The 13,062-nt window shown below is 58.3% G+C and carries 14 protein-coding genes; 10 read left to right on the top strand and 4 right to left on the bottom strand.

Translation table 11 applies throughout. From position 1 onward, the window contains the following. Positions 1–57: 57 nt before the first annotated feature. Positions 58–888 carry a methyltransferase domain-containing protein gene (locus Q0816_RS12700; protein ID WP_298851020.1) on the bottom strand — a complete coding sequence of 277 codons (831 nt, stop codon included), beginning with the start codon at positions 886–888 and terminating at the stop codon, positions 58–60. A 16-nt stretch (positions 889–904) separates the two neighbouring features. On the opposite strand from Q0816_RS12700, the gene Q0816_RS12695 reads away from it, so the two are divergent. The 4 genes from Q0816_RS12695 to Q0816_RS12680 are packed head-to-tail and all read left to right on the top strand — an operon-like array spanning position 905 to position 3,214. Further along, positions 905–1,633 carry a ComF family protein gene (locus Q0816_RS12695; RefSeq protein ID WP_298851472.1) on the top strand — a complete coding sequence of 243 codons (729 nt, stop codon included), beginning with the start codon at positions 905–907 and terminating at the stop codon, positions 1,631–1,633. 38 nt (positions 1,634–1,671) lie between these two features. Beyond that, entirely contained in the window at positions 1,672–1,929 is a 258-nt protein-coding gene (gene grxC / locus Q0816_RS12690) for a glutaredoxin 3 (protein WP_298851018.1), read from the top strand. After that, on the top strand, positions 1,929–2,759 hold the full coding sequence (locus Q0816_RS12685) for a carbon-nitrogen hydrolase family protein (RefSeq protein WP_298851016.1): 831 nt from the start codon (positions 1,929–1,931) through the stop codon (positions 2,757–2,759). The genes grxC and Q0816_RS12685 overlap by 1 nt, the downstream gene beginning before the upstream one ends. 14 nt (positions 2,760–2,773) lie before the next feature. After that, entirely contained in the window at positions 2,774–3,214 is a 441-nt protein-coding gene (locus Q0816_RS12680) for a MarR family transcriptional regulator (protein WP_010442526.1), read from the top strand. A gap of 86 nt (positions 3,215–3,300) precedes the next feature. Here Q0816_RS12680 and Q0816_RS12675 read toward each other — a convergent pair whose 3' ends face one another. Both Q0816_RS12675 and ubiG read right to left on the bottom strand, forming a co-directional pair. Then, a complete protein-coding gene (locus tag Q0816_RS12675) occupies positions 3,301–3,894 on the bottom strand; it encodes a hypothetical protein (RefSeq protein WP_298851011.1) in 594 nt (197 codons plus the stop codon). 156 nt (positions 3,895–4,050) lie between these two features. Next, positions 4,051–4,797 carry a bifunctional 2-polyprenyl-6-hydroxyphenol methylase/3-demethylubiquinol 3-O-methyltransferase UbiG gene (gene ubiG / locus Q0816_RS12670; protein WP_298851010.1) on the bottom strand — a complete coding sequence of 249 codons (747 nt, stop codon included), beginning with the start codon at positions 4,795–4,797 and terminating at the stop codon, positions 4,051–4,053. 48 nt (positions 4,798–4,845) lie between these two features. On the opposite strand from ubiG, the gene pip reads away from it, so the two are divergent. The 6 genes from pip to infB all read left to right on the top strand — a co-directional run bounded on the left by pip (position 4,846) and on the right by infB (position 12,150). Further along, a complete protein-coding gene (gene pip / locus Q0816_RS12665) occupies positions 4,846–5,823 on the top strand; it encodes a prolyl aminopeptidase (RefSeq protein WP_298851009.1) in 978 nt (325 codons plus the stop codon). Then, positions 5,820–6,641 (top strand): ABC transporter substrate-binding protein, encoded by an 822-nt coding sequence (locus Q0816_RS12660; protein ID WP_298851008.1) that lies wholly within the window; start codon positions 5,820–5,822, stop codon positions 6,639–6,641. The genes pip and Q0816_RS12660 overlap by 4 nt, the downstream gene beginning before the upstream one ends. A gap of 161 nt (positions 6,642–6,802) precedes the next feature. Next, a complete protein-coding gene (rimP, locus tag Q0816_RS12655; RefSeq protein WP_298851005.1) occupies positions 6,803–7,393 on the top strand; it encodes a ribosome maturation factor RimP in 591 nt (196 codons plus the stop codon). Next, positions 7,393–9,012: a transcription termination factor NusA gene (nusA, locus tag Q0816_RS12650; RefSeq protein ID WP_298851003.1), complete on the top strand. Its 1,620-nt coding sequence runs from the start codon at positions 7,393–7,395 to the stop codon at positions 9,010–9,012. Before rimP ends, nusA begins: the two co-directional genes overlap by 1 nt. A gap of 22 nt (positions 9,013–9,034) precedes the next feature. Beyond that, a complete protein-coding gene (locus Q0816_RS12645; protein ID WP_298851001.1) occupies positions 9,035–9,658 on the top strand; it encodes an RNA-binding protein in 624 nt (207 codons plus the stop codon). 8 nt (positions 9,659–9,666) lie between these two features. After that, positions 9,667–12,150: a translation initiation factor IF-2 gene (gene infB / locus Q0816_RS12640; RefSeq protein ID WP_298850999.1), complete on the top strand. Its 2,484-nt coding sequence runs from the start codon at positions 9,667–9,669 to the stop codon at positions 12,148–12,150. A gap of 80 nt (positions 12,151–12,230) precedes the next feature. Here the strand turns inward: infB and Q0816_RS12635 are convergent, their stop codons facing one another. After that, a complete protein-coding gene (locus tag Q0816_RS12635) occupies positions 12,231–13,061 on the bottom strand; it encodes an alpha/beta hydrolase (RefSeq protein ID WP_298850996.1) in 831 nt (276 codons plus the stop codon). Position 13,062: the final 1 nt, after the last annotated feature.

Genomic DNA, 13,062 nt, shown 5'->3' with positions numbered 1-13,062 from the left:
TTGAGGCTTCCTGAATTTCTAGTGTTCCGGCCTGAAATAAGGGGATTTGATCGCGCGTCAATCGGGCAGTTTGCCCTCTTTCGTGTGCAAAGCATCCGCCAACCGCATTTGCGCCGATCCTGGGCGCAGCGGCTTGGGCTGGCTATCGTCCGGGGACCACCCGGTCAGACAGATCAATTCGAACGTAGCAGCCAGGCGACTGGAATCTGCAGTGAAATGATCCGCATAGATCCGCTGGGCGGCTTCAAACACAGTGCGTTTGGTCGGGTGTTTGACCCGAGCAGACAAGGCATTGGTCTCGCCCATGTCCCGCAGATCGCGCATCAGGTGCCATATGTCTCGGTATTCTGCCGTCAGCGGAACGGCATCGGCCACGGGCAAGGCCAGACCGGCCCGTTGTAACAGACCACCCAAATCGCGCAGCTCGGCCATAGGCGCGATACGGGGGCTGAGACCACCGGCGACCTCGATTTCGGCCTGGCCCAATGCTGCGCGCAATTCATGCAAGGTCTCACCGCCCAGGCTCACCACCAGCAACAGCCCGTCTGGTTTCAAAGCTCTGCGGCACTGGATCAGCTGTCCCACCGGATCATTGGCGCAATGCAGCGCCATCGCGTGAATCACCAGATCATGCGTGCCGGGTTGCAGCGCGAGCACATCGTCATCTGCAATGATCGCGGCGTTGGAAAAAGAATCCGTCCAGAGCTGTGGGAAAGGCGTCACAACCGCAGGCGCCGTAAAGGCTTTGTTAACCATGGAGAGCCGATCCTGAACTTCGTCCAGGGCAGTGCGGTGCAGGAACAAAGCGTCATCCTGCGCGCGGGCGCGGTGAAGTAGAACGGCCTTGCGGTCGAACAGTGAGGGTGCGGTGGACTCGGGCAGTTTCATAGGTCGCAAGTATCGTATCGCGCAGTGGATTCAAACCGCTCTTGCGTTGATCTATCCGCCGCGCTGCTTGGGTTGCGGAGAGTTGACCGAATCCGATTTCGGCCTGTGCGGGGCCTGTTGGCGTGAAACGCCTTTCATCGGCGGCACGGTATGCGAAAGCTGCGGCGTGCCGGTGATCGGTGCCATCGACAGGTTTCGGATTGAGTGTGATGATTGCCTGAAAGCCCCGCCACCCTGGCAGGCGGGCCGCGCCGCGCTGCTGTATGACGGGAAGGCGCGATCGCTGATCCTGGCATTGAAACATGGCGACCGGCCCGAACTGTCCCGTCCCGCAGCGCGGTGGATGGCTCAGACCGGGCACGAGCTTTTGCGACCCGGAATGGTGATTGCTCCGGTGCCGCTGCATTGGTCGCGCCTGCTTAAACGGCGCTACAACCAGTCGGCTCTGTTGGCTCAAGATCTGGGGCGGGAAACCGGATTACAGTGCGTGCCGGATCTGTTGTTTCGAAAACGACGAACCCCGGTGTTGGACGGGAAAACAGCACAAGAGAGGCGTAAAGTGCTGGAAGGCGCAATTTGCATTCATCCCCGGCGCGGCCAATATTTGCAGGGCCGGAACATCTTGTTGGTGGATGACGTAATGACATCCGGCGCAACACTGGCGGCCTGTACGCGTGCATGTCAGGCCGCAGGGGCAAATCATATTTTCGTGTTGGCACTGGCGCGCGTTGCCAAGGATGCCTAATTCGCCCAGAATTGCACGAAATCCAAAGGGAACGGAAAATGAAGCCCGTAGAAATCTATACCTCGCCGCTCTGCGGCTTTTGCCACGCGGCCAAACGCCTGCTGAAGCAGAAAGGCGTTGAGTTCAAGGAAGTTGACGTTCTGATGCATCCCAAGCGCAAGCCCGAGATGATCCAGCGCGCAGGTGGCAAACGCACCGTGCCTCAGATTTTCATCGGCACTCAGCATGTTGGCGGTTGTGACGAACTTTATGAGCTGGAACGGCAGGGTAAACTTGACCGCCTTCTCGCGGCCTGATGAAGACCGCGCTGCTGCAGATCACCTCGTCGGACGATCCGACTAAAAACCTGGATATGGTGCGCGCCATGATGGCCGAAGCGGCCGAACAAGGCGCACGCTTTATCTTGACGCCGGAAGTGACGAATTGCGTTTCCAACAGCACGTCGCGACAACGCGAGGTTTTGCAGCACGAAGAAGACGATGCTACTTTGACCGGCCTGCGTGAACAGGCCGCTGCGCTGGACGTGTGGCTGCTGATTGGGTCTTTGGGCATCAAGACCCACGACCCTGATGGGCGCTTTGCCAATCGGTGTTTCATGATAGATCCGCAGGGTCAGATCGTGGCGCGTTATGACAAGATCCACATGTTCGACGTGCAGGTTACCGAAACGGAAACGTTCCGCGAATCCAAGAATTACCGCCCGGGCGAGAAAGCTGTCATTGCTGAAACGGAGTTTGGCAAGGTTGGGCTGACCATCTGTTATGACATCCGTTTCCCGTACCTGCACGCCGCTTTGGCGCAGTCGGGTGCGCGAATTCTGACTGTTCCGGCGGCGTTTTCACCAGTCACGGGTGCTGCGCATTGGGAATCGCTGTTGCGGGCTCGGGCGATTGAGACCGGGTGTTGGGTATTGGCCCCTGCGCAGACCGGGGAACACCCCAAAGCACGTGGAAAGACGCGATATACCCATGGCCACAGCATGGTTATCACCCCGTGGGGAGAGGTGCTGATCGACGCAGGTACCGATCCAGGCATTCACATTTTCGATTTGGATGATAGTTCTGTGACAGAGGCGCGCAGTCGCGTACCCTCGTTGACACATATCTGTCGTTTCGACGGGCCCTGATCCAGAACCGGACCATGACTGACGAGAAAAATGCCCTGGCGGTCACGCTGTTCAGCGAAATCCTGACCGCAGACCAGCTATTGCGGAACCGGCTGAGCCGGGTGCTGCCCAAGGGCATGGAAATCTCGCATTTCTCGGTGCTGAACCATCTGGTGTTCGTGGGCGATGAGCGCAGCCCGGCGCAATTGGCCAACACGTTCCATGTGACCCGAGGCGCGATGACCAACACTTTGGCCAAGTTGGAATGGGCCGGATACATTCACATCCGTCCCGATTGGGACGACGCCCGACGCAAGATGGTCGCGATCAGCCCCGCCGGCCGCCGCGCGCGGGATCAGGCGATTTCGTCGATTGCCCCGCTGATCAACCGCGTGGTCGGAGAGCTGGGGCTGGAGCGGGTGCGCAGTACCTTGCCCGTGCTGCGGGATTTGCGGTTGCAGTTGGAGGGAGAGTAGGGGCTTAGCACCTTAGTTTAGTTGGCGTGGAGAGCGTTGCGATATTCGCCGCTAAATATGCATCTGAACTCCTGTCTGCAGTTTTGTCAGTTTCCCAAGATCGCTGCATCTAGGAACAGCCTCTTATCGCTATTCTGCGCATCTGGAAAATCGTCCGAATAAACTCCGGCTGCAACTGCCGCCGCAAGAAGAAGACAGGATTCTATATCCTTCACATCCTCGGTTTCGCCACCGTAAACCAGAAATACGAGATACTCACCTGCTTCTTCCTTGGTCTCAGAATACATTCTCAGGACGTTGCACTCCTCGTCCAAGAATTTGTGCGGCGCCAATAGTTCTATCGTCGCCTCCGGCAGATCCACTCCACTTGGATTCACAAACCTACCATTAGAAACTATCTCATGATGGATAAAGGTGGACAGAAGACTTGCCCTTTTTGTGCCATCTTTGTCCGAATTCGAAGCCAAGTACCGAACTAAAATCTCCAAGGCCATCTCGGAAACTTTCGGATCACCTAAATAACCAGCGAGAGGAACCCCTTCATACTTATGCCCAAATAAACCTTTCGTTTTTTCGGATACTTGCGCTCCAGCTGATGTTGTATTGAATAAGGTAATAACAGAAATTGCTACACTAAAAAGCATTGCTCGTCGCAGTTCGTAGTTTGCAAATCGAACCACAAAAAATCTATCCTCAAGCGCCCAAGCTTTGTTCCCTGAAAACCGGGCTTTCCCTTTTTGAATTCACCGCTTTGCATTGATCAGCGTAGGATCGGTTTTTGAAACAATCAACACAAGCACAACTTCCTATGGATCGCCGCAAAAACTCTTCTTACCTCACCCCGGCTTCACACTCGCCGTCACATAATTCACGCTCAAATCCCGGTCCGAGATCGACCAGTTCCACAGGATCGGGTTGAAAACGAACCCCTTGCGGTCCACGGGTTCCAGACTGGCCTGACGCAGCAGTTCAAACAACTCATCGGGGGTGATGAACTTGTTCCACTCATGCGTACCACGTGGCAGCCAGCGCATGACCACTTCGGCCCCGAAGATGGCCATCGCATAAGATTTGGGGTTGCGGTTAATGGTCGAGCAGATCAGCAACCCGCCCGGTTTCAGCAAGTGTTGCGATGCAGTCAGGAAGCCCGAGGGGTCGGCCACGTGTTCAACTACTTCCATGTTGAGAACCACGTCGAATTGCTCGCCTGCCACCGCCATGTCTTCAGCTGTGGTGTGACGATAGTCGATTTCGATTCTGGATTGTTCAGCATGAATGCGGGCAACGGGCAGATTCCCCTCGGCGGCATCCGCACCTACAACCTCGGCGCCCAGGCGGGCCATCGGTTCGCTCAACAAGCCGCCGCCGCAGCCGATATCCAACAGGCGCAGGCCTTGAAACGGTTTCGGCGACTTTAAGTCGCGATCGAATTCTCCGGCGATCTGCTGCGTGATATAATCCAGACGGCACGGATTAAGCATGTGCAAAGGTTTGAATTTCCCGTGAGGATCCCACCATTCCGCGGCCATCGCTTCGAATTTTGCGATCTCGGACGGGTCGACCGTGTTCGGATGCGCTTGCATTCCTGTCTCCGTGTGCTCTTTTACGCTTAAGGACTATATAGGGCCATAATGGACAAGTACCCGGACCAAAAGCGCGCAGTTCAATATCTGTACCCGCCGATCGACCCGTTCGATCAGCGCATGGTCGATATGAGCGATGGACACCGTATTTATGTGGAACAATGCGGCAATCCCGAAGGTATTCCTGTGCTTATCCTGCATGGCGGTCCGGGCGGTGGTTGCAGCCCCGCCATGCGACGGTACTTCGACCCGCAAGCGTACAGAGTGATTCTGTTCGATCAGCGCGGGTGCGGTCGATCCCGACCTACGGCTTCGGTTGAAAAGAATACGACGTGGGATTTGGTGGCCGACATTGAACGGTTGCGTAATTTGTTCGAGATCGAAGACTGGATCGTCTTTGGCGGCAGCTGGGGTGCGACTCTGGCGCTGATCTATGCGCAGTCGCATCCTGACCGGGTCAGCCGGTTGGTGCTGCGGGGTGTGTTTCTGGCGACTCAGGCAGAGCTTGATTGGTTTTATGGCGGCGGTGCCGGGCGGTTCTGGCCCGAGCAATGGCAGAAGTTCACCTCTCTGCTGCCCGAGGCAGAGTTGAAAGATGCGATCACCGGCTACAACAAACGTCTGTTTTCGGGCGACCGCGCGACCGAGACCCTGTATGCGCGCGCATGGTCGCATTGGGAAAATGCACTGGCCTCGATCCACACCAATGGTTCGGTTGGTGAAAGTCCGGGCGAATACGCGCGTACATTCGCGCGGCTCGAGAATCACTATTTCTTCAATAAGGCGTTCCTGGAGAAGGATGGGCAGATTCTGGATCAGATGGACCTGATCGCTCATATCCCCGGCCATATTGTGCAGGGGCGATACGACATGATTTGCCCACCCCAGGCCGCCTGGTCCCTGGCCGAGCGCTGGCCGAACGCCGAACTCAAGATGGTACGTCAGGCAGGCCACGCGCTTTCTGAACCGGGTATCAGCGCGGAACTGATCCGCATCATGGATCGCGTGGCGGAGGGCTCGGAATGACCCGCATCGATCGCCGTGCCCTGTTTGCCTCTGGTGCCGCTGCCGCACTTCTGGCGGCGACAGGTGCATCCCTTGCCGATACGCCAAAAAAAGGCGGTACGTTGCGTCTGGCCGTTCCGCGCGATGACAGTCTTGAACAGGTGGCTCGCGGGGCCGTTTTCGACACCCTGACCGAGATCGCACCAGACGGTACACTGCGCGGTGAGCTTGCAACAGGCTGGCAAACCGATGCCGATGCACGGGTCTGGAGCTTTGATCTGCGCGATGATGCTGTGTTCCACGATGGGACACCCATGCACATTGCCGATGTAATGGCCGTTTTGGCCGAAGTCGGGCGGGCCGAGGCTCTGGCCCCTAACCGACTGCAACTGGAATTGGCCGAAGCGAACCCGGGGCTGCCTTTCCTGTTGGCTGACAATCGGTTTGTCATCACACTCTCGGGCCAGAGCGTATCGCCATTGCACGCTGCCAATGGCACCGGCTGCTATTGTGTCGAACGTGCTGAGGACGGGCGACATTTTCTGGGCCGCCGGGTTGAAGGGCATTATAAGGATGGTCAGGCCGGATGGGCCGACACGGTCGAGGTTATCGTGATTCCCGATGCAGGCGTCCGCGCCGAAGCGTTGCGGGACGGTTATGTCGATGTCGCCGCGCTTCCGGATCAGACCGGGATGCGAGGCACGCGCGGTGTCCGTTTCCACCCCTGCGAAGTTGAAATGGCCCTTGCCGTAACGGGTGCTGTTGGGATGCCGCGCCAGATTGCCGGGAACACTGCGCTGGACGATGGCCGTATCGCTGAACGGTGGTGGATGGTTTAAATACCGAATGCGAATCCCGCCGGGGGTTGCAGACTCGGATCATCCTGCGTATATGCAGTTTCAACAGCGGCGCGTTGGACTTCTGGTCCAAGGCTCCACCGGAAAATTTGACGGGCCGCGCGCCCGTTTTTTTGTGCCCGTCAGACAGGGTAGAGTGCCAGATGACAAACGACCTGATTGCAAAAGCTGCCATTGACCGGCGACTGGCTGAGATCATCACACCAGTGATCGAGGATCTGGGCTACGAGCTCGTCCGCATCCGCCTGATGAGTGGCAAGCTGACCACGCTGCAGATCATGGCGGACAAGCCAGATGGTGGCATTGAAGTGGATGGTTGCGCAGAAATCTCGAACGCGGTCAGCGCGACACTGGATGTCGAGGACCCGATTCTTGACACCTATACGCTTGAGGTGTCCAGCCCCGGTATCGACCGGCCTCTGACCCGGCTCAAGGATTTTGAGACTTTTGAAGGGTACGAAGCCAAGATTGAAACCGCAGAGCTGATCGACGGTCGCCGCCGTTTTAAGGGTGAGCTGGCCGGGATCGAAGGGGATGAGGTTCTGATCAACATCCCCGAGGGTGATGAAACGATCACGATTGGTCTGCGGTTCGACTGGCTGAGCGATGCCAAGCTGGTCCTGACCGACGACCTGATCAAGGAAATGCTGCGCCAGCGCAAAGACGCCGGTGCCCTGAACGAAAACGCTTTCGACGAGATTGAGACCGAAGGGTCCGAAGAGGAGACGAACTGATGGCAATCACCTCAGCCAACCAGCTGGAGCTGCTGCAGACCGCCGAGGCCGTGGCCCGCGAAAAGATGATCGACCCCGGTCTGGTCGTCGAAGCGATGGAGGAATCGCTCGCACGTGCCGCCAAGAGCCGTTACGGCGCCGAGATGGACATCCGCGTGTCGATCGACCGCAAGACCGGCAAGGCGACTTTCACCCGCGTCCGCACCGTGGTCGAGGATGAAGAACTGGAGAATTATCAGGCCGAGATGACCGTCGAGCAGGCGCGTCAGTACATGGAAGCGCCCGAGGTCGGAAACGTCTATGTCGAAGAAGTCCCCCCGGTCGAAATGGGCCGCATCGCGGCACAATCGGCCAAGCAGGTAATCCTTCAGAAGGTTCGCGAAGCCGAACGGGATCGTCAGTATGAGGATTTCAAGGATCGTGCGGGGACTATCATCAACGGTGCCGTGAAACGCGAAGAGTTCGGCAACGTCATCGTCGATCTGGGCGGGGCCGAAGCCGTTCTGCGTCGAAACGACAAGATTGGTCGCGAAAGCTACCGCCCGAATGACCGCGTACGTGCCTATATCAAGGAAGTCCGCCGCGAAGTGCGTGGCCACCAGATATTCCTGTCACGCACCGCGCCGGAATTCATGGCTGAATTGTTCAAGATGGAAGTACCCGAAATCTATGACGGCATCATCGAGGTCAAGGCAGTGGCCCGTGATCCTGGTTCGCGCGCCAAAATCGCTGTGATTTCCTATGACGGATCGATCGATCCCGTCGGGGCCTGCGTTGGTATGCGCGGCAGCCGCGTGCAGGCCGTTGTAAACGAGCTGCAGGGCGAGAAAATCGACATCATCCCCTGGAACGAAGATCAGCCAACTTTCCTGGTGAACGCGCTGCAGCCTGCTGAGGTCTCCAAGGTGGTTTTGGACGAAGAAGCCGGTAAAATCGAAGTTGTTGTTCCAGAAGAGCAGCTGTCGCTGGCAATTGGTCGCCGCGGTCAGAACGTGCGTCTGGCCAGCCAGCTGACCAATCTGGACATCGACATCATGACCGAAGCCGAAGAATCGGCACGCCGTCAGAAAGAATTCGAAGCCCGTACCAGCCTGTTCATGGAAAGCCTGGATCTGGACGAATTTTTTGCACAGCTGCTGGTGTCCGAAGGGTTCACCAACCTCGAAGAAGTTGCCTATGTCGAGCTGGAAGAGCTGTTGGTGATCGACGGCGTCGACGAAGGTACTGCGCAGGAATTGCAGACGCGTGCGCGTGAGTTCCTGGAAGCTCAGGCCAAGGCAGCTTTGGATGCTGCCCGTGCGCTGGGCGCCGAGGATAGCCTTATTGAATTCGAAGGCCTCACACCCCAGATGGTAGAGGCGCTGGCCAAGGATGACGTGAAAACGCTCGAAGACTTCGCGACCTGCGCCGACTGGGAACTGGCTGGTGGCTGGACAACGGTCGATGGCGAACGCATCAAGGATGACGGAGTACTTGAACCTTTTGGCATCACGCTGGAAGAGGCGCAGGACATGGTCATGACCGCACGCATCCTGCTGGGTTGGGTTGACCCGGCTGAGCTGGAGCAGGCGGAAGAAAACATCGAAGGCGACGCAGCTGACGAGGAGGTCGAGGCCTGATCTCAGGTCTCGGGTAACGCATATGAGTCGTGGTGGCGTCCATAAAGACCGGTCCGACGGACCAGAGCGTAAGTGCATCGCCACGGGCGAGGTCCAGCCCAAATATGGGTTGATCCGTTTTGTGACGGGGCCGAATGGTCAGGTCTTTCCCGATGTCGCAGCGAAACTGCCGGGACGCGGGGTCTATGTGGCGGCGGATCGCGTCGCACTGGACAAGGCCGTTGGCAAGAAACTGTTTGCGCGTGGGTTCAAGGCTCAAGTCAGTGTGCCAAAGGACCTGAGCGAAGAGGTTGAAAAACAGATTGCACGCCGTGTGATTGAGTTGCTCAGCCTGGCGCGCAAGTCCGGTGACGCGGTCGCCGGGTATGAAAAGGTCAAGACGTGGCTGGACCGGGAAGAGGCACAAGTGCTGATTCAGGCAGCTGATGGATCGGGGCGCGGCAAGTCCAAACTCAGCACGCCGCACTTTGGAAAATACATCGGATGGCTGACGGCAGACGAATTAGGGCAGGCATTTGGTCGCCAAACGGTGATTCATGCGGCCTTGGCCTCTGGCGGACTCGCCAAACGTGTTGTAGAGGAAGCGCAGCGCCTGCGTGGCTTGCGCGAAACGGATGACGGCGGCAAGGGCCGCACGGAAGGGTAAGAAGCTTTATGAGCGATAGTGACGGCAAAAAGACATTGGGTCTTCGTGGCGGGGCACGCCCCGGAAATGTGAAACAGAGTTTCAGCCACGGACGTACCAAGAATGTCGTGGTGGAGACCAAACGCAAGCGCGTGGTGGTTCCCAAGCCGGGCGCCAGCAAGCCAGGTGGCGGTGCTGCTCCCTCGGGTGATCCGTCGCGTCGTCCTGCAGGCATTTCCGACGCGGAAATGGCGCGCCGTATGAAGGCGTTGCAAGCCGCCAAAGCGCGCGAGGTCGAAGAGGCCGCCGCCCGCGAGGCTGCCGAAAAAGCGCGTGAAGAGGAACGTGCCCGCCGCCGCGCGGAACAGGAAGCCAAGGAGCGCGAACAGCGTGAGGCCGAAGAACGTGCCCGCGCCAAGGCCGAAGAAGAAGAACGCAAGCGCAAAGAGGCTGAAATTGCTGCCCAACGCGCTGCTGTGCCTGCCGCCCCGGCAGAGCCCAAGGCCGCTGCACCCCGCAGCCCGGCCAACAAGCCCGCACCGGCTGCAACGCCTCGGAAAAACGATCGCGAGCGTGAGCAACGCGGTAATCGTGGTAAGGGCCGTGATGACAACCGTCGGTCCGGCAAGCTGACACTGGGTCAGGCTACCGGTGGTGAAGGCAATCGTCATCGTTCGATGGCGGCGATGAAGCGCAAGCAGGAGCGTGCTCGCCAGAAAGCCATGGGTGGCTCGGTCGAGCGGGAAAAGGTTATTCGCGACGTTCAGTTGCCCGAGGCTATTACGGTCTCCGAGTTGGCGAACCGTATGGCTGAGCGCGTGGCCGATGTTGTCAAATCGCTGATGAACATGGGCATGATGGTAACGCAGAACCAGACCATCGATGCTGACACGGCTGAGCTGATCATCGAAGAATTTGGCCACAAGGTAACCCGTGTCTCTGATTCGGATGTCGAGGACGTCATCAAAGAGGTCGAAGACGACGATTCTGATCTGAAGCCGCGCCCGCCGGTCATCACCATCATGGGTCACGTTGACCACGGCAAAACCTCGCTGCTGGATGCGATCCGCGATGCGCGGGTGGTGGCAGGTGAGGCTGGGGGCATCACCCAGCACATTGGTGCCTATCAGGTCAAAACCGATAGCGGCACCACGCTGTCTTTCCTGGACACACCGGGCCACGCGGCCTTTACCTCGATGCGTTCGCGCGGGGCTCAGGTCACGGATATCGTGGTTCTGGTCGTTGCCGCCGATGACGCGGTAATGCCGCAGACGATCGAGGCGATCAACCATGCCAAGGCGGCCGAAGTGCCGATGATCGTGGCGATCAACAAGGTCGACAAACCCGATGCGAACCCAGATAAAGTTCGTACCGATCTGCTTCAGCATGAAGTCATCGTTGAGAAAATGTCGGGTGAGGTTCAGGACGTCGAAGTCTCTGCCATTACCGGTCAGGGTCTGGACGAACTGCTGGAAGCCATCGCGCTGCAATCTGAGATTCTGGAGCTGAAAGCCAACCCGAATCGCGCCGCCCAAGGTGCGGTGATCGAAGCGCAGCTGGACGTGGGTCGCGGCCCTGTTGCCACCGTTCTGGTTCAGAATGGCACGCTGCGCCAAGGTGATATCTTCGTTGTGGGTGAGCAGTACGGTAAAGTCCGCGCGCTGATCAACGACAAGGGTGAGCGCGTCAAGGAAGCTGGCCCGTCGGTACCGGTTGAGGTTCTGGGTTTGAACGGCACGCCCGAGGCTGGCGACGTTCTGAACGTCACCGAGACCGAAGCGCAAGCCCGTGAGATCGCGGAATACCGCGAACAGGCCGCCAAGGACAAACGCGCCGCCGCTGGCGCCGCAACCACCCTTGAGCAGCTGATGCAGAAGGCCAAGGAAGACGAGAACGTCAACGAACTGCCAATTCTGATGAAAGCAGACGTTCAAGGCTCGGCTGAGGCCATCGTTCAGGCGATGGAGAAGATCGGCAACGATGAGGTGCGCGTGCGCGTGCTGCATTCGGGCGTGGGTGCGATCACCGAAACGGATGTTGGCCTGGCCGAAGCCTCCGGTGCGCCGATCCTGGGCTTCAACGTGCGTGCCAATGCGTCGGCGCGGAACACCGCGAACCAGAAAGGTGTCGAGATCCGATATTATTCGGTGATCTACGATCTGGTCGATGACGTGAAAGCCGCCGCATCGGGTCTGCTGAGCGCCGAGATCCGCGAGAAGTTCATCGGTTACGCCGAGATTCGCGAAGTCTTCAAGGTTACCGGCGTCGGCAAGGTCGCGGGCTGTCTGGTTACCGAAGGCGTGGCGCGCCGTTCCGCCGGTGTCCGCCTGTTGCGCGACAACGTGGTGATCCACGAAGGCACGCTGAAGACGCTGAAACGCTTCAAGGACGAAGTGGCCGAAGTTCAGTCGGGTCAGGAATGCGGTATGGCGTTCGAGAACTACGACGACATTCGCGCAGGCGACGTGATCGAAATCTTCGAGCGCGAAGAGGTCACGCGTACGCTGGATTAATCCGGTCATACATAGAAATGAAGGACAGCGGCCTGATGGGTCGCTGTTTTCTTTTGTGCGACAGCGATCAGGATGCCAGCTTAAACTGCGCCATTCGCTGCGAAAGTCGCAGCATGAAGGATGATGTCGAAATGATGTGTCCCGCGCTGCAGATCGAAACTGACCGCGTGTCCTGATTTGCGCAACCGCTCCGCGTAATCACGACTCTGGCGGATAAACTCGGATGTATCGTTTTCGGCAACCGTCACCCGGTATCGAGGTCCGGGTCGGGGCACCTGCAGAATCGGTGACAGATCGTGGATTTCAACCGGGCTCAGTTTTAGCGGCTCGTTGGCCGATGTCAGGCTGATTGGCTCCAGATCGTAGACGCCGCTGATCAAGATCACGTCGCGTATCCGCAACCCTGATCGCGCCAGTGCACCGGATGAATTGGCCATCACCATCGCTGCCAGATGCGCGCCCGCACTGTGCCCGGACAGTGTGACCCGTGAAGGATCAAATCCCAACGCCTCGGCCTGAGATGCCAGCCAAAGCAGCGCCTGACGACATTCATCCACCATCTGATCCAGCCGTGCCATCGGTGCCAGCGTGTAGTTCAGTGTCGCAAAGGATTGCTCGGTTTCAATCACGGACGGTGCCATCATTGCCGACTCGCGTTGGCTGAGCGCCTGCCAATACCCGCCATGGATGAACACATGCAAAGGCGCACCGCGCCCCGGGGCAGGGAAAAAGTCCAGAACCTGCGCCGGGCCCTCGCCATAGGCCAGATGCTCCTGCACCGATAACCTGTCCCGCGCTTCGGTACTCAGCGATTCGTAGGCGGCCAGGTAGGGTGTCAGATCGCCACCGATCATCGAACTTGGGGAGTATTCCTGTTCAAGCTCTGCCTGTGAAAACCCGCGATACTGCATG

Origin of the sequence: uncultured Ruegeria sp. (genome assembly GCF_947497005.1) — a bacterium.
Taxonomy (GTDB): Bacteria; Pseudomonadota; Alphaproteobacteria; order Rhodobacterales; family Rhodobacteraceae; genus Ruegeria.
The sequence above is the reverse complement of the archived record's forward strand: the minus strand, read 5'-3'. Positions and strand labels throughout refer to the sequence as shown.

Bases quoted from the DNA above. Each gene is read 5' to 3' on its own strand.
- Q0816_RS12660 (WP_298851008.1), top strand. From the start codon at position 5,820: ATGACCCGCATCGATCGCCGTGCCCTGTTTGCCTCTGGTGCCGCTGCC.
- Q0816_RS12645 (WP_298851001.1), top strand. From the start codon at position 9,035: ATGAGTCGTGGTGGCGTCCATAAAGACCGGTCCGACGGACCAGAGCGT.
- Q0816_RS12685 (WP_298851016.1), top strand. From the start codon at position 1,929: ATGAAGACCGCGCTGCTGCAGATCACCTCGTCGGACGATCCGACTAAA.
- Q0816_RS12700 (WP_298851020.1), bottom strand. From the start codon at position 888: ATGAAACTGCCCGAGTCCACCGCACCCTCACTGTTCGACCGCAAGGCC.
- rimP (WP_298851005.1), top strand. From the start codon at position 6,803: ATGACAAACGACCTGATTGCAAAAGCTGCCATTGACCGGCGACTGGCT.
- grxC (WP_298851018.1), top strand. From the start codon at position 1,672: ATGAAGCCCGTAGAAATCTATACCTCGCCGCTCTGCGGCTTTTGCCAC.
- pip (WP_298851009.1), top strand. From the start codon at position 4,846: ATGGACAAGTACCCGGACCAAAAGCGCGCAGTTCAATATCTGTACCCG.
- infB (WP_298850999.1), top strand. From the start codon at position 9,667: ATGAGCGATAGTGACGGCAAAAAGACATTGGGTCTTCGTGGCGGGGCA.
- Q0816_RS12680 (WP_010442526.1), top strand. From the start codon at position 2,774: ATGACTGACGAGAAAAATGCCCTGGCGGTCACGCTGTTCAGCGAAATC.
- ubiG (WP_298851010.1), bottom strand. From the start codon at position 4,797: ATGCAAGCGCATCCGAACACGGTCGACCCGTCCGAGATCGCAAAATTC.
- nusA (WP_298851003.1), top strand. From the start codon at position 7,393: ATGGCAATCACCTCAGCCAACCAGCTGGAGCTGCTGCAGACCGCCGAG.
- Q0816_RS12635 (WP_298850996.1), bottom strand. From the start codon at position 13,061: ATGCAGTATCGCGGGTTTTCACAGGCAGAGCTTGAACAGGAATACTCC.